This is a genomic window from Campylobacter concisus UNSWCS, assembly GCF_000466685.1.
GTDB lineage: Bacteria > Campylobacterota > Campylobacteria > Campylobacterales > Campylobacteraceae > Campylobacter_A > Campylobacter_A concisus_A.
The window spans coordinates 1-18,215 of sequence record NZ_ANNG01000003.1 but is presented as its reverse complement, the minus strand read 5'-3'; the positions used below and the strand labels follow the sequence as shown (position 1 = coordinate 18,215).

The following is an 18,215-nucleotide window of genomic DNA, read 5'->3' as shown; positions in this document are numbered from 1 at the left end:
GTACTTAAGCGTTTAAGAAGGTTTTAAATTCATGATGAATATTAAAAAAAATAGTGAAATTTCTATAGTTGCAATAGACCCGTATGACTATAAAGGATTTCGTTATCACAACAGCAATGTAGATGCTTTTAACTTTTCAAAAACAGTCAATAAACGCGACTTTTTTATCTCATACATCAAATTTAAAGATTTAAAAACAGTAAATATTTTAGTCTCTAAAAGCGTTGATAAAGACTCCCTTTACGAGGAGCTTTATTCAAAGGTCTATGCAGAGCTTTCGCTAGATCCTGCGCTTGATAATAGGCTATTTTTCTCAGAAGAGAACCATATAAAAAAAGAAAAAAGAGTTTTTACCGCTTTTGTTGTCACGGGTGAAAATTTAAATTCGACCTTTAAAGCAGTTGCAAAAAAGGTCCCATATATCGACTATCTTGCGCCTGAGCCTTTGATCTACTCTGCTATTTATAAAAAGGGCTTGCTGCCAAGCACACAAGCAGACTGCTTTATAGCGCTTAGAAAAGATGAATCATTTTTAAGTATATATTTAGATGGTGATTTTTTTACTGCTAGAGAAATTCGCTATAACTTAAACTATCTTAAAGATAAATTTTTAGAGCAAAGCGGCGATCGCTTGAGTGATGAAAAATTTATCGAAGTTTTGTCTCAAAGAGGACTTGTAAATAAAGATGATGATGGCTTTAACTACGATCTAAACACAGTTTTTGAAGATTATATCTTTTACTTTAACGATATTTTAAACATTATAAATAGCCAAAATGGCATAGCCATAAAGAAAATTTACATAGATTGTGACTATGAGATCAAAAATTTTGCAAATTTTATCTCAACCAAACTTGGCTTGGATGCAGAATATATAAACATAAAAGTTGCGATAAATAACAAAAACTATACTATAAATGAGCGTTATAACGTTATGGCTTTGTTTGGTAGATTTTATACCAAAGAGCCATTTTATGAGAATTTTAACCTCTCAAATATGCTCCGTCCAGATCCATTTGTCAAAAGAAAAAGTGGTAAATTTTTGCTCACTTGCGCTGCGGCATTTGCACTAAGTATGTTGTATCCAGCTTACAACTACATAGCTGGTCTTGTTTTAGAAAAAGACAGCGCAAGACTAAATGACGAATATAGCGTCCTAAACGCCCAAGAGATGCAGATAAAAGAGACGCTAGCTAAAATTTCAAGAGAACAAGAGGCGGTAAAAGAGCAAACTCAAAAAGAGAATGAAAAGCTAAATTTCAGAAAAGGTCTGCTTGCTGAGATCGAAAATAAAAAAGATAATTACGCCATGAAGGGTTTAAATCTTTTTAAAATTACCGATATTTTAAATCTAAATGCAGTTCATATCACAAACATCGTAAATAACGATAGAAATTTGACCATAACTGCGGTTAGTGATAATGAAAAAAGGATAACCCAGTTGATCAAAGATATCAGCAAAGATGAAAAATACTTGGTAAATACTAAAAAAATTCGCTCAGATGACGCTAAACACGAGTATGAAAGTAATATAAGCATAGAGATTAGACAATGAAACAAGATATTTTAAGTAAAATAGATCAATACTTTGATAACAAAAAGCCAAACGAAACAAACCTCATTTTTCTTGGCTCAGCGCTTATCATAGCTTACCTTGTCTATATGCTATGCTTTGATCCTGCACAAAATTTCTTTGATGAAAAGCTTGATAAACATACGAGAATTTCTACAAAACTAGAAAATACTAGAAACTATCTAGCCTCAGTGAGCTCCCCTGATGGCGATAGAAATTTTAAGATAAATGAAGAAAATAGAAATTTAAGCAATCTAAAACTTCGCTACACGAATATTTTGAAATTTAATACCTATTTTGATTCAAAGCTTAAAGAGCTTTCATTTTTGCTTTTTGACAATCAAAACTGGGCAAACTATATAGATAGTATCGTGCTTTTGGCAAAACAAAATAATATAAAAATTTTAGAGCTTAAAAGCGATATAAAAGAGCCAAATTTCCAAAAGATAGAGCAAATTTTAAATATAGATGTCACTTGCCTTGGAAATTTTAAAGATATGCTTAGCTATATAAACGGACTTGAAGAGTCAAAACTCGTAGTAGATCTTCACAAAATGGATATAAATTCCACTCAAAAAGATCTAGGAGCTAAGCTCTCTATCTCTGTGTGGGGTATGAAGTACTGATGAAAAAATTTGGTTTATTTTTGATTTTAGCTCTAGGCCTATTTGGCAATGAGTTTGAAGGCGAGATGAAAAACTATGATGAAGTTTTTGTTAAGATAAAGGAGCAAAGAAAGGGGCTTAACAGTGGTGAAATTTCTAGCTTGCAAGATCCTTTCAAGCTAAATTTGCCAGTTGCTCCAAAAGGCGATCAAAACACTACAAAATACTCTTCTGCAAGGGGGTTTATGCTAAAGGCCATTTTGCTAAATAAAGCAAATATAAATGGCAAGTGGTATAAAGTGGGAGATATGATTGATGATTACAATATCACAAGTGTTTATGGCAATAAGGTTATCATCGTAAAAGATGATGAAAAACAAGAACTAACTCTTAAAAATGGAAGTAAAAATGTTGGTATCAAAATTAAGTAAATTTATTATAGCTGTGGCGTTGGCTTCATTCTTAGCTACCCCTATAATGGCAAAACCAAGCACATGCTTGAGTAAAAATTTTAGTATGAAGATCACAGACGACATAAGTCTTGGAGATGTTTTAAATCAGCTCTCTGAAATGTGTGATTTTAGTATCGTTGCAAAAGATGCTTATAGTAAAAAAGAGCTTGACGATAAAGTCTTTGGCGTAAATATAAGAAATATGAGCCTAAGCGAGGTCTTTGATCTGCTTTTAAACGAAAAAAATTTAAGCTATGAGTTTTCAAATAATGTCTTAAAAATCTCATCGCTTCAAACAAAAATTTTTAAAATAGACTATATAACCTCTATCCGTGAGGGCACAGCCATCACAAAAGCTTCGGTTGATGCCTCTCCATCAGAAGTAGGCAATAGCTCAAGTAGTGACACTAGCTCAAACGACATAAAAAATGAAAACAACTTGATAAGAACAACTGAGAAATTTGACTTTTGGGAGAAGCTTGATGCTGAGCTAAAAGCTATCTTAAACAATAGCAGTGAGCACATCACAGCGCCAGATCCTATCATAAACCAAAATGCTGGACTTATTACTGTTACAGCGACCCCGTCACAGCTAAAACGCGTCGAAAAATATATAGCTGAGATGCAAAGAAGACTTAAAAAACAAGTAATCATCGACGTTTCTATCATCGCAGTTGATCTAAATAACGAGTATAAGCAAGGCGTTGATTGGAGTAAATTTGAGCTCGGATTTAACTCATATATCGGCAACCAAGGCTCTAGCACCGGTTCAAGTGCAAGCTGGACAAACAAGGGCAACAGCTTAAGCGATGGCTTTGGTCGCACACTAAATATCGCTGCAAATTTAAACTTTAGCCTTGATGGTATGATAAATTTCCTTGAAACAAATGGCAAAACAAAGGTCGTTTCAAGTCCAAAAGTAACCACTCTAAACAACCAACAAGCGCTAATCTCTGTGGGCGATAATATAAACTACCGCGTAATGGAAGAGACAGATAATGGTAGCAACAATAACAATAACAACAGGCTTACAACAACTTATAAACAATACTCTGTATTTATCGGTATCTTGTTAAATTTACTCCCAGAAGTCTCAGATAACAATAAGATCATGCTTCGCATCAATCCAAGCTTAAGCAGCTTTAAGTATGCAGAAGATGACACAAGATCACAAAATACAGCCATTAGAGAGATCGCCCCTGATACAGTTCAGAAAAAACTCTCAACAGTAGTTCAGGTAAATAGCGGCGATACGATCATACTTGGCGGACTTATCGGACAGACCAAAGATAAGCAAAACACAGCTGTGCCACTTCTAGCCGACATACCTTTGATAGGAAGCGTCTTTAAAAGCACAAGAGATGGCGTAAGAACTACTGAGCTTATCTTTGTCATCACGCCAAGAGTTGTTGATCTTGAAGATCCAAAACCAGTTCAGCAGTCGCTAAAAGATCTAGGATTTTCTAAATCGATCTATGAGTAACGAAAATATTTATACACATATAAAAGATGTTTTCATAGATGAAGACGAGAGTTTAAATTTCGTAAATTTAGACAACTCTATAAGCTGCTACAACAAGATAGTTTTAGCTCTAAAAAAGTCACTAAAGCTCATCTTGTTTTATGGTAAGCCAGGTAGCGGCAAGACCTTTTTGCTAAACAAGATCGCAAATGATTTAAAAGAAGATAAAAGCCTCATCTTTTTTCCACATCCATTTTTTAGCGAGGCGACATTTATCGAGGCACTTTGTGAGCAAATTTATGGAAAAAAGCTTGAAGATATAAACAACTTTGAGAGCTTTATAAAATTTTACTCAAAAGACTTTAGCAGTAAAGATGAAATTTTAAAAAATCAAATGACGGTTATCCTAGATGAAGCGCAGCTCTATCCGACTGAGCTTATCGAGAAGATAAGGCTTATGGCTGATACTAGGATGTTTAAATTTCTCTTTACGATACACAAAACCGAAAACGAAGATATTTTGGCAAAAGATTATTTTCAGACTAGAATTTGGGAGAGTATCGAGTTAAGTAGCGCTGATGTAAATGAGATCATCATATACTTGCAAAGAAAGCTTAGTCAAAAAAATTATGATAAATACCTTAAATTTGATAAAAAAGACTACGAGTGTGCCTACTCATTTTGCGGTGGAAATTTAAGAACACTAAACAAGATCATGTATAAATTCTATGAAATTTGCGAATATTACGAGCAGTATCAGCCTTCAAAGCTTAGCGGTGATAAGGCAAATATCATGATACTCACCATGGCTGCACTTGATGCGGGGCTAATCGATGCTTGAACCACAAGAAATTCAAAGACTAGAAAAGCTTTATGAGAGCTACAAGAAAAAAAATGGCGGTTTTTTGCATAAAATTTTTAATGCCAAAAACTCTAAAATTTTAATCATTGAGCTTTTGCTTATCATCATTTTGCTGGCTGCATTGATAGCGCTAAGCATAGAGAAAACTCCAAGTCTTGCTAGTAAAAGCGATAAAGTTTTAGCCAAAAATGCAACCGCAGTAAAAATGGTAGAAAAAAATGAGACAAATGTAAGCGTTCTTAGTGAGCTAAAGCAAAAGAGCGAGGTTGCTAAGGCTAAATTTGAAGAGGGTAAAAAGCAAGATGAGCTAGCTGACAAGATAGCTAAAAAGCTCGAAGAGGTTGTAAAGATAAACGAGACAAACGATACTTCAAAAAATGAGCCAAAAAGGCAAAGAAACTCACAAGGTTGGCTTAAGCTAAACATCCCTGATGAAGAGCCACATAGCGAACAAAATGGCATAAACGGCATGAGCGTGCCACAAGATGAAGTGATAGACCTTGAGTCAAAACCAGCTAGAAAGCGTGTAAATATACAAGTAACTTCAGCATCAAATGAAGAGAGCGTGCTAAGGGAGCAATTTTTAAAAACAAACAATCCAACTATCGCACTCGAGCTTGCTAGATTAAATTTTAGAAATAATAATTTCAAAGAAGCTATAAAGTGGTCGCTTGCTGCGAACGATATAGATAATAGCTTAGAGGAGTCATGGATCATCTTTGCAAAGTCAAAATATAAGTTAAAACAAAGCGATGATGCCGTCAAAGCTCTAAGGGAGTATAATAAAAACTTAAACAAAGCTTCGATAAATGAGCTTATAAATAAGATAAAAAGTGGAACATTATGAAATTTTTTGTTATTTTTTTGGTTTTTGTTTGTGAAGTTTTTGCTGTTAGCCTGACTGAGATAAGGGATGACTTTAACAGCGCAAACTATGCAAAAGTCTGCAACCAAAAGGTTGAGGAATTTTTAAAAACACAAAATAACGAAGAGCAAATTTCTATGTTTGGCATCGCTTGCATAAAGATGAACGATCTAAACAGGCTAGCAACTCCGATCGATAAGCTAGTAAAGAGCGAAAAATCAAGAGAAAATGCTGCCTATTTTGCTGACATCTTGTTTAAGAAAAAGCTCTTATTTCACGCTATGATAGATGGCGTTGATATAAGCTATATCAGGCTTCCAAAGAGTGATTATATACTTTCATTTTTGTTTGATAAATTTGTAAAAAAAGAGTATGTAGAAGAGCTTGGTACATTTATCTTTGAAGAGCCAAACTCTGACACAAGATATGAGATAAGCCCAACAAATGGGCAAATACCAAAGCTTGTGCTTAAAATTTTTAAAAATAACGACCTGAAATCACAAATAGAGTATAGATAATGAAAAACGTAGAAAATGTAATCTTAAAAAATATAGAACAAAACGGCAAACTAAGCACATCAGATATAGAAAAGATAAAGCAGATAAGCGAGCAAGAAGGCAAAGGTCTTGTTAAAATTTTAAGAGATGAAAATTTAATAAACGATGAAGATTTTATGGAAATTTTGTCTGATATTTACAGAAGAGGGCATGTAAATATCGATGAAATTTCAAACGATCTTGAGCTTGATATAAAGGCTTTTGTTAAATTTATAAGCGAGAAATTTAAGGTTTTATACTTTGACCTTGATGATATCGATATCGACTACCGCATCAGCGAGAAGCTAAGCACCGCTCAACTAAAGACATATAGCGCGATCCCAGTAAAAGAAGATGAGATAAGCGTATATGTCGCTTTTAAAAATCCATTTGACGTTATCGCTCAAGATAAGGTGCAAAATTTATTTAATAGAAAACTACTAAAAGTTGCCATCGCTCAGCCAACCCAGATAGAAAAATATATAAGCAAGCTAGCGCTAAATGAGAGCATAAAAGATGTGATAACAGAGATCAGAAGAGAGCTTTCAAGCTCAGCTAGTCAAGGTCAAAACACTGAAAACTCTGGAATTTTAAAACTAATAGAGATCATCTTAAAAACATCTATCCAAAGCAGAGCCAGTGACATCCACATCGAGCCGACCGAGACAAACTGCATCGTAAGAAGCAGGATCGATGGTATGCTAAGCGAAACATTTATATTTGATAAAGATATCTATCCGCCGATGGTTAGCCGTATGAAGCTACTTTCAAACATGGACATCGCAGAGCGCCGCCGCCCACAAGATGGTAGATTTTCAGCTCAAATTTTAGACAAAGAGTATGATTTTCGTATCTCGACGCTACCTATCTTAAACGGCGAAAGTATAGTTTTAAGAATTCTTGATAAGTCAAAGGTCATTATAAATTTAGAAGATCTTGGCATGCATCCAGATAACTTCGCTAAATTTAAAAAGAGCATGAAAGCGCCTTATGGCATCATCCTAGTCACTGGTCCAACAGGCTCAGGTAAGACAACTACGCTTTACGGCGCACTAAATGATATAAAAAGCGTAAAAACTAAGATCATCACAGTTGAAGATCCTGTCGAATACCAGCTAAATATGATCCAACAAGTGCATGTAAATGAAAAAGCTGGTCTTACCTTTGTCTCGGCTCTTCGCTCTATCTTGAGGCAAGATCCAGACGTCATAATGATAGGCGAGATCAGGGATCAAGAGACGCTTCGCATAGCGATACAAGCGGCACTTACTGGTCACTTGGTTTTCTCTACGCTTCACACAAATGATGCCATTAGCGCGCTTCCTCGTATGATAGATATGGGTATCGAGCCTTATCTAGTAAGTGGTGCGCTCGTTTGCATAGAGGCTCAAAGGCTTGTTAGAAAGCTCTGCCCACACTGCAAACAAAAGATCACTCTATCTCAAAAGGCATTTGACGAGGTTAAGAAATTTGTCCCTGAAAACTACCAGTTTTATAAAAGCGTAGGATGCCCGCAATGCTCACAAACAGGATATCTAGGACGTGAGATGATAAGTGAAATTTTGCCTATTAGCGACCATATAGCAAGCATGGTTGCAAATGGTGCTTCTAAAGATGAGCTTAAAAGCGTAGCTTACGAAGAGGGCTTTATAGATATGTTTCATGATGGCGTCATAAGAGCAGCAAATGGCATAACCACGCTTGAAGAAGTTTATAGGGTTGCTAAGATATGAAATACTTTGAGGTTGAGTACATTCAAAACGGCAAACGCCATAAGATGAGCCTAAGAGCGAACAATAAAAGTGAGATCAAAGATAAAGCAAATGTCACTGGCATGATCGTAAAGATCAAAGAGACGCAAACTTCTAGCATAAATAACTTTGAAAATTTACAAAATGTAATCGCAAAGGCTTTTACTAATCCAAAGGTGAAAATCCCAAATTTAGTAGCCACCATAAGGCAGCTTAGCGTTATGACAAATGCTGGAATTTCTATCCACGATAGCATTAAAGAGGTTGCAAACTCTACTGAAGATAAGCGCCTTAAATTTATATTTCAAACTATAGATGAGGAGCTAAATCAAGGCTCAAGCCTTACAAATAGTATAGAAAATTTTAAAGAAGAGCTAGGCGACGTGACGCTAGCGATGATAAGACTAGGGGAAAGCACTGGTAATATGGCTGACGCGCTTGCAAAGCTTGCCTCTATCTTGCAAGAGGTCTGGGACAATCAGCAAAAATTTAAAAAAGCTATCCGCTATCCGATAACAGTCATCTGCGCGATCATCATTGCCTTTGTCATCCTTATGATACTTGTTGTGCCGCAGTTTAGAGAAATTTTCGAGCAGTTAAATGCAGAGCTACCACTGCCAACTAAAATTTTGCTAAATATCGAATACGTCATGACAAACTACGGCTTTTATATCCTTGGAGCACTTGCGTTTATCGGATATTTGCTTAGAAAATACTACCTTGAGAGTGAAGAATTTCAAGATAAGGTCGATAAATACCTTTTGAAAGTCTATCTCATCGGCAAGATCATATTTTATTCGAATATGAGCAGGTTTAACCTCATCTTTACAGAGCTTGTTCGAGCTGGTTTGCCTATAGCAGATGCCCTTGATACAGCTGTGATAACGGTTTCAAACAAGGATATCAAAAAGAAGCTAAGCGGCGTTAAGATACTTGTTGGTAGGGGTGTTAGCCTAACGGAAGCTTTTAGAGATACAAATTTATATGAAAATATGCTCATACAGATGATAAGCGCTGGCGAGCAAAGCGGTAGTTTAGACGATATGACTGGAAAAGTAACTGACTATTACAGGATGAAATTTAACGATATTATTGATAACATCTCAAACTATATAGAGCCTATCTTGCTTGTTTTTATAGCGGGCATGGTGCTTTTACTAGCTCTTGGTATATTTTTGCCGATGTGGGATCTATCAAAAGCCGTTAAAAACTAAAATAATTAAAATCTTAAAGGAGAGAAGATGTCTGAAAACAAAGAACACATGGTCGAAGAGAGCGCCTTTTTGGTCTCAAAGACCGACTTAAAAGGACGTATTACGTATTGTAATGAGCCGTTTTTAAAGATAGTTGGAGCAAAGCAAGCTGAAGTTTTGGGCAAGCCTCACAACATCGTAAGGCACCCAGATATGCCAAGAGCTATTTTTAAGCTACTTTGGGAGCATATAAAAGATAAAAAAGAAATTTTTGCTTATGTAAAAAACAAAAGCTTTGATGGTGGATACTACTGGGTCTTTGCAAACATTACAGCCTCAGTTGATGACCGCAATAACGCAGTTGGTTACTACTCAGTTAGACGCAAGCCAAATCCAAAGGCGATTGAAGTGATAGAGCCTATATATCAAAAGTTGTTATCGGTAGAAAAGAGCGGTGGCATGGATGCTTCGATGAAATTTTTAACTGATTTTTTAAACGAAAAAAATCTAAGTTATGATGAATTTGTAAATAACCTACAAAGGCTATAAGATGTTTGGAAAAAAACTTGACTCTATAAATGAAATTTTAAGCGTGGTAGGCTCAGCTAGAAACGGCATCTTAGAGCCTAGGATAGTAAATGTAAAAGAAAATGACCCACTTTATGAAGTAGCACTTGGTATAAATGACTTGCTTGATCAAGTTGAGGCGCTCCAAAGAGAAATTTCAACCTCAATAGACGCTGCTCAAAGCGGACTAACATATAGAAATATCTTCACAGAGGGATTTAGGGGGACTTTTAAACAAAATGCTACCTTTATGAGCCATGGTGTTGTTGGTATAAAAGAAGGTCAAAAAAGTAAAGTAAGAGGCCTACTTTCAAAAGAGCTTGACACACTTGGCAATGGCAACGACGGCATAGAAGATGTTAGAAACGATCTAAATGAGAGTATCAAAAACCTTAGCCAAATGGCACTCATGGCAAAAGATACGGCTAGGATCGCTGAGGATACGACGCAAAGCATCAATGAACTAAGCGTAAATATGAGCTCACTTGAGGAGCTAATAGAGGGCTCAAGCCACGCTATAAGCACGCTAAATAGCAGAACAGATGACATCACTTCGGTTGTAAATTTGATAAAAGATATAGCTGAGCAGACAAATTTACTAGCTCTAAACGCAGCTATCGAAGCAGCACGCGCAGGCGAGCATGGACGCGGCTTTGCAGTTGTCGCTGATGAGGTTAGAAAACTAGCTGAAAATACCCAAAAAGCGACACATGAGATCGGTGTAAATATCCAAACACTTCAGCAAGAAGCCAAAGATATAGATGAAAATTCTAAAAAGATAGATGAAATTTCAAAGATCGCCACAGCAAATGTTGAAAATTTCAAACAAACTTTAGCTAGCTTTAACCAAAATGCAAAAGAGACAGCCCAAAGATCAAAATATGTAGAAGATAAGACCTTTGGCATCATCGCAAAGATAGCTATCATCGTCTATAAAGTGGGCGTTTATTCAGACACTGTAAATGAGCAAGGTTACGGCGATGATATAGCAAAAGACGCAGACGATCTTGTAGCGTGGTATGAAAATGAGTGTGCAAAGAGCTTTAGCCACACTAAAACATACGAGAAATCACGCCATTTGGTAGATGAGTTTAACAAAAACATCAAAGCCATCTTGACAGAAGCTGGCAAGGGCTATAACGAAAAAAATTTAAAACATTTTGTCACTGAGTTTAGAAAGCTTGAGGATCTTAGCAGAGAGATATTTAACTCATACAACGAAATGGTCGCTTCAAAATAACTTCAAATTTGCTAGACTCGCTTCGGGTCTAGCTTTTTAAATTTATATATCAAATTCTTTTTTTATTGTGTTTTTAAGGGTATTTTGAAAAATTAAAGATTTTTAAAATTTACTTATTTTAGCAAGAATGTCACCGAAAACAAGGCTAAAAAATTTATCTAGATTTGTTTTTATAATTGTTTTTGGATTTGCTATTTATAACGAGATAAGAAGCTCAAATTTAGCCAACTTTCTACTTTAAATTTTACTTCCTTAATTTTTTCAAATTTAAAATCTGCAAGGTTTTATTTCTAGTTTTAAAGTAAAAGATTAAATTGAATCCCTGCTTTAAAATATAAATTTAAATTTAGCAAATCGCCCTAGCCTAAATTTAGAAATTTATCTCTCTCAAAATTAATATTTGATGTAAGATGAAGTAGTTTTAAAGCCTGCACATTAAATTTAAAATACAGGCTTTAAGAAAGTGTATATTAAATTTATGCCAAAAGCTCTTTTGCGATCATGCTTATGCGTTTTGCTTCAGCGCTCGCTCCGATCTCATCTTTTGCCATTTTTATCACAGCGCCTAAATTTTTACCAACCTTTTCAATTATGCTTTTTATCTTCTCTTTTAACTCATCATCATTTAGCTGAGCTGGCAGATATGCCTTGATTAGCTCGATCTCGCTCTGCTCTTTTTTGGCTAGGTCATCTCTTGCTCCCTTTAGATAGAGCTCAACCGAGTCAGCTCTCTTTTTGATCTCTTTTTGAAGTAGCGGAAGCACGACCTCGTCGGTCATCTCGATCCTTTGATCGACTTCGACCTGCTTAAGTGCTGCATTTAGCGTCCTTAAGGCATCTCTTTTAAACTCATCTTTTGCTTTCATAGCCTCTTTTATATCGGCTAAAATTTGCTCTCTTATGCTCATTTTCTCTCCTTTAAATTTTTGAAATCATAACTAAAATTTTGTGATAATTTCTTGAAATATGCCTTTAAAATAAGCCGCCCCAACGCCCTCTCTAAGCCCATCGTCTATTACTATAAATTTCGCATTTTGCCCGCTTAAAAGCTCTTTTAAAAGCAGCGTTCCAGCGATGAGCGGATATTTTCTACTTCTTCCAACCACCACGTCAGCGCTTCTGTCATCCATCTTTAAAAGCTCATTTACAAACCAAGCAAGATCATCATTTTTAAGCTCATATCCGCTCACTTTTTTGGGGTCGTAGCTTTCGTAGTTTAGCCCAAGCTTTAGTGCTGCGATGGTGGTTGGCACGCCAGAAGTTATAACAATAAGTCTATTGTCAAGGCTTGTTAGAAATTTACTTGCCTCTTTTGTATAAATTTTTGTATTTTCTTGCATCAGATCAAGCGCTTTAAACCTCTCGTAAAAGGTGATGATGCCAAATTTAAAGCTTATAAATTTTCCCTCTTCACCTATCTCGGAGCTTGCACCGCCGATGTCGATGATGCTAAATTTATCATTTATGCCAAGCTTTTTTAATGCATTTTGCACGCCTAAAAATGTAAGTTTTGCTTCAGCTTGCCCATCAATGATATGAAAATTTATGCCAAATTTCTCTCTTATCTCACTAAAAATTTCTTCACTATTTGACGCTACTCTAAAAGCCTCAGTTGCGACTGCCACGTATTTAAATTTAGTAAAGTCAAATTTGCTTTTAGCCTCCGCTATCGCTTCAAAAAGCCTATTTTTAGCCTCCAAGCCTATCTTGCCACTTTCGTTTAAGCCCCTTGCAGCTCCAACTATCTTTTCATAAATTTGCTCATTAGTAAAGCCATTTTGCTCTTTTTTTATAAGTGCCACGCGAAAGGTGTTTGAGCCAAGATCGATCGCTATAACCAAAATTTATCCTTAATGTTTTTGCCAAATTCTAACATATGATAATTTAGTATCATTTAAAGTGAGAAAATTCTAAAAACTTTAATAATTTTCAAGATATAATTTTACCAAAAACTCTTACAAGGGGGCTTGATTGCTTCGAGATAACTTCTTGGCGTTAGTTATTTTTGCGATTTGCAGCGTTGGATTTTTCGTTTGGGGCTATCAATACATCCCGACAAATAACTACTTTTTATTCTTAATCGCTGGTATGTTTGGTCTTTTTATGGCGTTTAATATCGGTGGAAATGACGTTGCAAACAGCTTTGGCACAAGCGTCGGCGCAAAAACACTCACACTAAAACAAGCTCTTGTAATCGCAGCCATTTTTGAGCTTAGCGGCGCGATATTTGCAGGATCTGAGGTTACAAATACCATTAGAAACGAGATCGTGAAATTTCCAAGTGATCTAAACCCGATGAAATTTGTCATCATCATGATCTCAGCTCTTCTTAGCTCAGGTCTTTGGCTATTTTACGCGTCCAAAAAAGGTCTGCCAGTCTCGACCACTCACTCGATAGTTGGTGGCATCGTTGGTGCAGGACTTGCTATGGGATTTATGATAAAAGATCCTGAACCATTTAATATGGTCTCTTGGGGTGAGATCGGCAGGATCGCCGTTAGTTGGGTGATCTCACCACTGCTTGGCGGCGTGATGTCTTACATTATATTTGGCTATGTAAAGAGTAAAATAATCGAGCCAACGCACGAGCTAAAGACAAATTTAAAAGCGCTAAAAGCTGAGAGAAAAGCTTATAAAGAAAGCTTCATAAAAGCGCTCAAAACAAAGCCAGCTGAGGAGCAGATAGCCACTCTTTCAAAGATCGCAGTTATCGATGAGGACGAGATCGAAACCACTGAATATAGCGAATATCGCTCAAAAATTCGCATCATGAAAGATAGCGAAAAAGAGATAGACACCTTTAAAGCGATGAAAAAGCACATCCCGATCATCGCTGGATTTGCCGCAATGGTCATCTCATCAATGATGCTTTTTAAAGGGCTTGAACACATAAATTTAGCCTTTAGCATCATCCAAACAGTTTGGATCATCTTTGTTATCGGTGCCCTAGCGTATCTTGCAAGCCTTGCCATCATAAATGTCATGAGCAAAAACGATAGCGAAAAGAGCATCAATAGAATTTTCTCATGGTTTCAAATTTTTACCGCTTCATCTTTTGCGTTTTCACACGGCGCAAACGACATCGCAAACGCAGTTGGACCATTTGCCGCTGTGCTTGATGTGCTAAAGACTGGCTCTATAAATGAAAGCTCGCCGATCCCAAGTATCGCAATGGTAACCTTTGGCATCTCGCTTGTCGTTGGACTTTGGTTTTTAGGCAAAGAGGTGATCACTACTATTGGCTCAAAACTAGCTGAAATTTTACCTACAACTGGCTTTAGCGCGGAGCTTGCCTCAAGTATCGTCATACTTCTAGCTACAAAGCTTGGCATACCAGTTAGCTCGACGCATATCCTAATAGGCGCGGTTTTGGGTATCGGCATCGTAAATAAAAATGCAAACTGGAAAATGGTAAGACCTATCATCCTAGCTTGGCTCATCACGCTTCCAGCAGCTGCAATATCATCGGCTATATTTTATTTTGCCCTTGCTAAATTTTTAGGTGTTTAGTCATATTTTTAAATAGCTAAACCGCCCTATTTCTAGATATTTTTTTGTATAAATTTTATATGAAAGCTTGGCAAGTTGATCCAACCTGCCAAGTAAGTTTGAAGTTATTTTTTATTAATAATAATCTCATCGCCACGTTATTGCAATTTAGAAAATTAAACCTACTAAATCCAATTTTAGTTTTTTCTAAAAAATCTCAATATCTTTGCTTGTAGCTTAAACTGCTCTGAAAGCTCCATTATCGGATAAGCTCCAGCGTATTTTTTGCCACCAGGTAGGTCTTTGCTAACGCCGCCGCGTGCTGCGATCTGAGCGAAATCTCCGACACTTACATGACCAGCTGAGCCACTTTGTCCGCCCATGACGACATTTCTGCCTAGCACTGTTGAGCCAGCAAGACCAGTTTGTGAGACGATGAGGCAGCCATTTCCAAGCTCGCAGTTATGACCTATTTGAACGAGATTGTCTATCTTTGTGTAGTTTGCGATCATCGTGCTTTCAAAAACGCCACGATCTATCGTAGTGCAAGCGCCGATCTCGACAAAATCGCCCAAAACAACGTTGCCATTGTGATAAATTTTCACATGCTCGCCAGTTTTTGTATGCGCGTAGCCAAAGCCGTCGCTGCCTATAACGCAGTTTGCTAGCAGGTGGCACTCATTGCCGATGACGCAGTCGTTATAGATGACGACGTTTGGGTGGATGATGCAGTTTTTACCGATAGTTACGTTATCGCCCAAAAATGCCCCAGCCATCACTATCGTATTTTCGCCAACGCTCACGTTTGAACCTATATAGACATTTGGCATTATAGTGGCGCTCTGGGCGATATTTGATGGTTTTGGCTCGCAAAAAAGCGGCTTAGCGTAAATTTTACTAAGGATGGCAAATGCAAGGTGTGGGTTGTCGCACACAAGCGCTACCATGCCAGCTGGCACCAAATCCAAAAGCGATTTTGTCACCAAGATAGCTCCAGCGTTTGAAGTGCTTATAAATTTAGCATTTTTCTCGCCATCGCAGTATGTTAGCTCAGCTTTATTTGCATTTTTTAAAGAATTTAGAGCAAAAATTTCAAGATCTTCTCCGTTAAAAGTAGCATCTACTTTTAAGGCTATTTCGCTTAGTTTCATTATATATCCATTATCACAGATCCGCCGCGTACGACATCAACTGGGTTAAATTTCTTTATTGACTTTAAAAAGCTCTCTATCCTGCTCGCATCGTCAGCCACCATGACGACGATGTAGTTTTCGTTTGTGTTTGTGACGATGCCATTGTATGTCTTTAGTATCGCCTCAAGGCCGGCGAAATTTTCACCAAGCGGAATTTTCACAAGAGCCATCTCTTTTTCGACAAATTCGCCACTTTCTATGACTTTGTATGTTGGGATGAGCTTGTGAAGCTGTTTTACGATCTGCTCTAAAACCCTCTCATCGCCGCTTGTGACGATACTTAGCCTTGAGAAGTTGCTCTCAGGTATCGGAGCGACTGTGAGCGTGTCGATGTTGTAGCCCCTGCCCGCAAAAAGCCCAGAAATTCTAGCCAAAACGCCATGTTCATTTAAAACTATAACCGAAATCGTTCTTCTGATACTCATTTTTCTTCCTTGCTCTTTAATATCATATTATAAATCGCAGCCCCTGCTGGAACCATAGGAAGCACGTCCTCAAAGCGGTCGATCCTAACGTCAATAAGAGCTGATTTTTTACTCTTGATCGCCTCTTTTAAAGCCTTTTTAAACTCATCTTTGCTCTTGCATACAAAGCCAACGCCACCAAATCCCTCAGCGATCTTGACAAAATCAGGCTGCAAGCTAAGATCAGTCGATGAGTAGCGCTTTTCATAGAAAAATGTCTGCCACTGGCGCACCATACCTAAGAAGTTGTTGTTTAAGATGATGTTTATGACAGGGACATTTGTCTCATAAGCGGTCATTAGCTCTTGGATATTCATAAGTATCGAGCCATCGCCTGTAAAATTTACAACCAAATGCTCAGGCATCGCACACTTTGCGCCGATCGCTGCAGGCAGGCCGTATCCCATCGTGCCAAGGCCGCCACTTGTGACAAGCTGTCTTGCGCGGTTAAATGGATAAAACTGCGCCACCCACATCTGGTGCTGACCGACGTCAGTTGCGATGATAGCCTCAGGGCCAACTATCTTTGCGGTCTCTTCAACTACCCATTGAGGCTTTAAGACCTTGTCGCTATCTGTGTAGCCAAGTGGATTTAGCTTTTGATATCTATCTAAAATTTCTCTCCAAGGCGCATAGTTTTTAGGCTCACCTTTCACCTCTTCATAAAGCTCGCTTAGCACGTTTGTAAGGTCGCCAACTATCGGATAGTGCGCGTTTATGATCTTTGAGATAGAGCTTGGATCGATGTCGATGTGAATGATCTTAGCATGTTTGGCAAACTCGTCAGTTTTACCTGTGACCCTATCGCAAAATCTAGCGCCAAGCGAGATAAGAAGGTCACACTCGCTAAGAGCCATATTTGAAGCGTAGCTGCCGTGCATGCCCGCCATGCCTAAATTTAGCTCATCTTTTGCATCAAGCACGCCAAGAGCCATAAGCGTCTCGACCGCTGGGATGCCAGTTTTTTTCATAAATTTACGTATGATCTCGCTTGCATTTGATGCGACCGCACCACCACCGATGTAAAGAAGTGGTCTTTTTGCTTCATTTATCGCAGCTGCTGCTTTTTTGATCTGCTTAGAGTTGCCTTTATATGTCGGCTTGTAGCTTGGGATAGAAATTTCTTTTGGATAGACAAAGTCACCAAGCCTTGAAGTGACGTTTTTTGGGATATCGATATGAACTGGTCCTGGGCGGCCTGATCTTGCGATGTAAAACGCCTCTTTTATGATGCGAGGTAGCTCTTCGACGCTATTAACCAAGAAGTTATGCTTGACACAGGGGCGTGAAATGCCGACTGCATCGATCTCTTGAAAGGCATCTGTGCCGATCATAAAGGTTGGTACTTGACCGCTTATAAGCACAACTGGGATGCTGTCGCTATAAGCTGTGGCAAGACCAGTGACTGCGTTTGTAAAGCCAGGGCCGCTTGTCACAAAAGCCACGCCAACTTTGCCGCTAACCCTAGCGTATCCGTCTGCTGCATGAACGGCTGCTTGCTCGTGGCGAACCAAGACGTGCTTAAAATAAGTTTGTTTATATGTCTCGTCGTAGATATTTAAAGCTGCACCGCCAGGATAGCCAAAAACTATCTCAACGCCCTCTTCGTGCAAGGCTTCGCTTATCATCTGTGAACCAGAAATTTGTTTTATCATCACTTTAGCCTTTTGATAAATTTATCGCAAATTATATCCCAAAGCATTTTAAATCCTTTTTAACTTTTTAGCGAAATTTGGGCGTTATCTTAAATTTTTTGAAAAAAATTTGAGTTAAAAAAGCAAAAAATACAAAATATTTTACATATATTTATGCATATTATTTTTAGTATTTTGATAAATTTGGCAAATTTGGAGCAAAATTTAGAAAAAAGCGGAGGGACGCCAACCAGCCAACCAGCCAACCAGCCAACCAGCCAACCAGCCAACCAGCCAACCAGCCAACCAGCCAACCAGCCAACCAGCCA

General features: G+C 37.7%; 16 protein-coding genes and 1 pseudogene. 12 read left to right on the top strand and 5 right to left on the bottom strand.

All coding sequences use genetic code 11. From position 1 onward, the window contains the following. Positions 1 to 31 precede the first annotated feature (31 nt). The 11 genes and pseudogenes from UNSWCS_RS00155 to UNSWCS_RS12700 all read left to right on the top strand — a co-directional run. Positions 32 to 1,555, top strand: a complete 1,524-nt coding sequence (locus tag UNSWCS_RS00155) for a hypothetical protein (RefSeq protein ID WP_021086837.1) — start codon at positions 32 to 34, stop codon at positions 1,553 to 1,555. After that, positions 1,552 to 2,199 carry a hypothetical protein gene (locus UNSWCS_RS00150; RefSeq protein WP_021086813.1) on the top strand — a complete coding sequence of 216 codons (648 nt, stop codon included), beginning with the start codon at positions 1,552 to 1,554 and terminating at the stop codon, positions 2,197 to 2,199. Before UNSWCS_RS00155 ends, UNSWCS_RS00150 begins: the two co-directional genes overlap by 4 nt. Continuing rightward, positions 2,199 to 2,609, top strand: a complete 411-nt coding sequence (locus UNSWCS_RS00145) for a hypothetical protein (RefSeq protein WP_021086822.1) — start codon at positions 2,199 to 2,201, stop codon at positions 2,607 to 2,609. The genes UNSWCS_RS00150 and UNSWCS_RS00145 overlap by 1 nt, the downstream gene beginning before the upstream one ends. Further along, the gene (gene mshL, locus UNSWCS_RS00140) at positions 2,587 to 4,113 is read left to right on the top strand and encodes a pilus (MSHA type) biogenesis protein MshL (RefSeq protein WP_021086812.1); all 1,527 of its coding nucleotides are present in this window, start codon (positions 2,587 to 2,589) and stop codon (positions 4,111 to 4,113) included. Before UNSWCS_RS00145 ends, mshL begins: the two co-directional genes overlap by 23 nt. Then, a complete protein-coding gene (locus UNSWCS_RS00135; RefSeq protein WP_021086796.1) occupies positions 4,106 to 4,933 on the top strand; it encodes an ATP-binding protein in 828 nt (275 codons plus the stop codon). Before mshL ends, UNSWCS_RS00135 begins: the two co-directional genes overlap by 8 nt. Beyond that, positions 4,926 to 5,801 (top strand): CDC27 family protein, encoded by an 876-nt coding sequence (locus tag UNSWCS_RS00130; RefSeq protein WP_021086789.1) that lies wholly within the window; start codon positions 4,926 to 4,928, stop codon positions 5,799 to 5,801. The genes UNSWCS_RS00135 and UNSWCS_RS00130 overlap by 8 nt, the downstream gene beginning before the upstream one ends. Further along, on the top strand, positions 5,798 to 6,337 hold the full coding sequence (locus UNSWCS_RS00125; RefSeq protein WP_009293846.1) for a hypothetical protein: 540 nt from the start codon (positions 5,798 to 5,800) through the stop codon (positions 6,335 to 6,337). Before UNSWCS_RS00130 ends, UNSWCS_RS00125 begins: the two co-directional genes overlap by 4 nt. Further along, complete coding sequence (locus UNSWCS_RS00120; protein ID WP_021084618.1) at positions 6,337 to 8,088, top strand: GspE/PulE family protein; 1,752 nt, start codon at positions 6,337 to 6,339, stop codon at positions 8,086 to 8,088. The genes UNSWCS_RS00125 and UNSWCS_RS00120 overlap by 1 nt, the downstream gene beginning before the upstream one ends. Then, the gene (locus tag UNSWCS_RS00115; RefSeq protein WP_012001751.1) at positions 8,085 to 9,320 is read left to right on the top strand and encodes a type II secretion system F family protein; all 1,236 of its coding nucleotides are present in this window, start codon (positions 8,085 to 8,087) and stop codon (positions 9,318 to 9,320) included. The genes UNSWCS_RS00120 and UNSWCS_RS00115 overlap by 4 nt, the downstream gene beginning before the upstream one ends. 27 nt (positions 9,321 to 9,347) lie before the next feature. Then, the gene (locus tag UNSWCS_RS00110; protein ID WP_021086788.1) at positions 9,348 to 9,848 is read left to right on the top strand and encodes a PAS domain-containing protein; all 501 of its coding nucleotides are present in this window, start codon (positions 9,348 to 9,350) and stop codon (positions 9,846 to 9,848) included. A 580-nt stretch (positions 9,849 to 10,428) separates the two neighbouring features. Further along, positions 10,429 to 11,106: pseudogene (locus tag UNSWCS_RS12700) on the top strand (methyl-accepting chemotaxis protein); the annotation flags it as partial. 476 nt (positions 11,107 to 11,582) lie between these two features. On the opposite strand, the gene UNSWCS_RS00100 reads toward UNSWCS_RS12700, so the two are convergent. Together UNSWCS_RS00100 and UNSWCS_RS00095 are read right to left on the bottom strand one after the other, a co-directional pair. Then, positions 11,583 to 12,014, bottom strand: a complete 432-nt coding sequence (locus UNSWCS_RS00100; RefSeq protein WP_021086769.1) for a GatB/YqeY domain-containing protein — start codon at positions 12,012 to 12,014, stop codon at positions 11,583 to 11,585. A gap of 30 nt (positions 12,015 to 12,044) precedes the next feature. After that, positions 12,045 to 12,947 carry a phosphatase gene (locus UNSWCS_RS00095; protein ID WP_021086773.1) on the bottom strand — a complete coding sequence of 301 codons (903 nt, stop codon included), beginning with the start codon at positions 12,945 to 12,947 and terminating at the stop codon, positions 12,045 to 12,047. Between the two features lie 130 nt (positions 12,948 to 13,077). On the opposite strand from UNSWCS_RS00095, the gene UNSWCS_RS00090 reads away from it, so the two are divergent. Beyond that, the gene (locus UNSWCS_RS00090; protein ID WP_021086805.1) at positions 13,078 to 14,616 is read left to right on the top strand and encodes an inorganic phosphate transporter; all 1,539 of its coding nucleotides are present in this window, start codon (positions 13,078 to 13,080) and stop codon (positions 14,614 to 14,616) included. Positions 14,617 to 14,792: 176 nt separating this feature from the next. Here UNSWCS_RS00090 and lpxD read toward each other — a convergent pair whose 3' ends face one another. Genes lpxD through UNSWCS_RS00075 form a run of 3 tightly spaced genes read right to left on the bottom strand, consistent with a single transcriptional unit; the run spans position 14,793 to position 17,904 of the window. Further along, the gene (gene lpxD / locus UNSWCS_RS00085; RefSeq protein WP_021086839.1) at positions 14,793 to 15,746 is read right to left on the bottom strand and encodes a UDP-3-O-(3-hydroxymyristoyl)glucosamine N-acyltransferase; all 954 of its coding nucleotides are present in this window, start codon (positions 15,744 to 15,746) and stop codon (positions 14,793 to 14,795) included. Further along, positions 15,746 to 16,207 (bottom strand): acetolactate synthase small subunit, encoded by a 462-nt coding sequence (gene ilvN / locus UNSWCS_RS00080; protein ID WP_223155267.1) that lies wholly within the window; start codon positions 16,205 to 16,207, stop codon positions 15,746 to 15,748. Before ilvN ends, lpxD begins: the two co-directional genes overlap by 1 nt. A 2-nt stretch (positions 16,208 to 16,209) precedes the next feature. After that, positions 16,210 to 17,904, bottom strand: a complete 1,695-nt coding sequence (locus UNSWCS_RS00075; protein WP_235044373.1) for an acetolactate synthase large subunit — start codon at positions 17,902 to 17,904, stop codon at positions 16,210 to 16,212. Positions 17,905 to 18,215: the final 311 nt, after the last annotated feature.

Excerpts from the sequence above, each read along its gene's own strand:
- UNSWCS_RS00110 (WP_021086788.1), top strand. The coding sequence starts at position 9,348 with ATGTCTGAAAACAAAGAACACATGGTCGAAGAGAGCGCCTTTTTGGTC.
- UNSWCS_RS00150 (WP_021086813.1), top strand. The coding sequence starts at position 1,552 with ATGAAACAAGATATTTTAAGTAAAATAGATCAATACTTTGATAACAAA.
- UNSWCS_RS00155 (WP_021086837.1), top strand. The coding sequence starts at position 32 with ATGATGAATATTAAAAAAAATAGTGAAATTTCTATAGTTGCAATAGAC.
- UNSWCS_RS00100 (WP_021086769.1), bottom strand. The coding sequence starts at position 12,014 with ATGAGCATAAGAGAGCAAATTTTAGCCGATATAAAAGAGGCTATGAAA.
- UNSWCS_RS00115 (WP_012001751.1), top strand. The coding sequence starts at position 8,085 with ATGAAATACTTTGAGGTTGAGTACATTCAAAACGGCAAACGCCATAAG.
- UNSWCS_RS00145 (WP_021086822.1), top strand. The coding sequence starts at position 2,199 with ATGAAAAAATTTGGTTTATTTTTGATTTTAGCTCTAGGCCTATTTGGC.
- UNSWCS_RS00130 (WP_021086789.1), top strand. The coding sequence starts at position 4,926 with ATGCTTGAACCACAAGAAATTCAAAGACTAGAAAAGCTTTATGAGAGC.
- mshL (WP_021086812.1), top strand. The coding sequence starts at position 2,587 with ATGTTGGTATCAAAATTAAGTAAATTTATTATAGCTGTGGCGTTGGCT.
- UNSWCS_RS00120 (WP_021084618.1), top strand. The coding sequence starts at position 6,337 with ATGAAAAACGTAGAAAATGTAATCTTAAAAAATATAGAACAAAACGGC.
- lpxD (WP_021086839.1), bottom strand. The coding sequence starts at position 15,746 with ATGAAACTAAGCGAAATAGCCTTAAAAGTAGATGCTACTTTTAACGGA.
- UNSWCS_RS00125 (WP_009293846.1), top strand. The coding sequence starts at position 5,798 with ATGAAATTTTTTGTTATTTTTTTGGTTTTTGTTTGTGAAGTTTTTGCT.
- UNSWCS_RS00135 (WP_021086796.1), top strand. The coding sequence starts at position 4,106 with ATGAGTAACGAAAATATTTATACACATATAAAAGATGTTTTCATAGAT.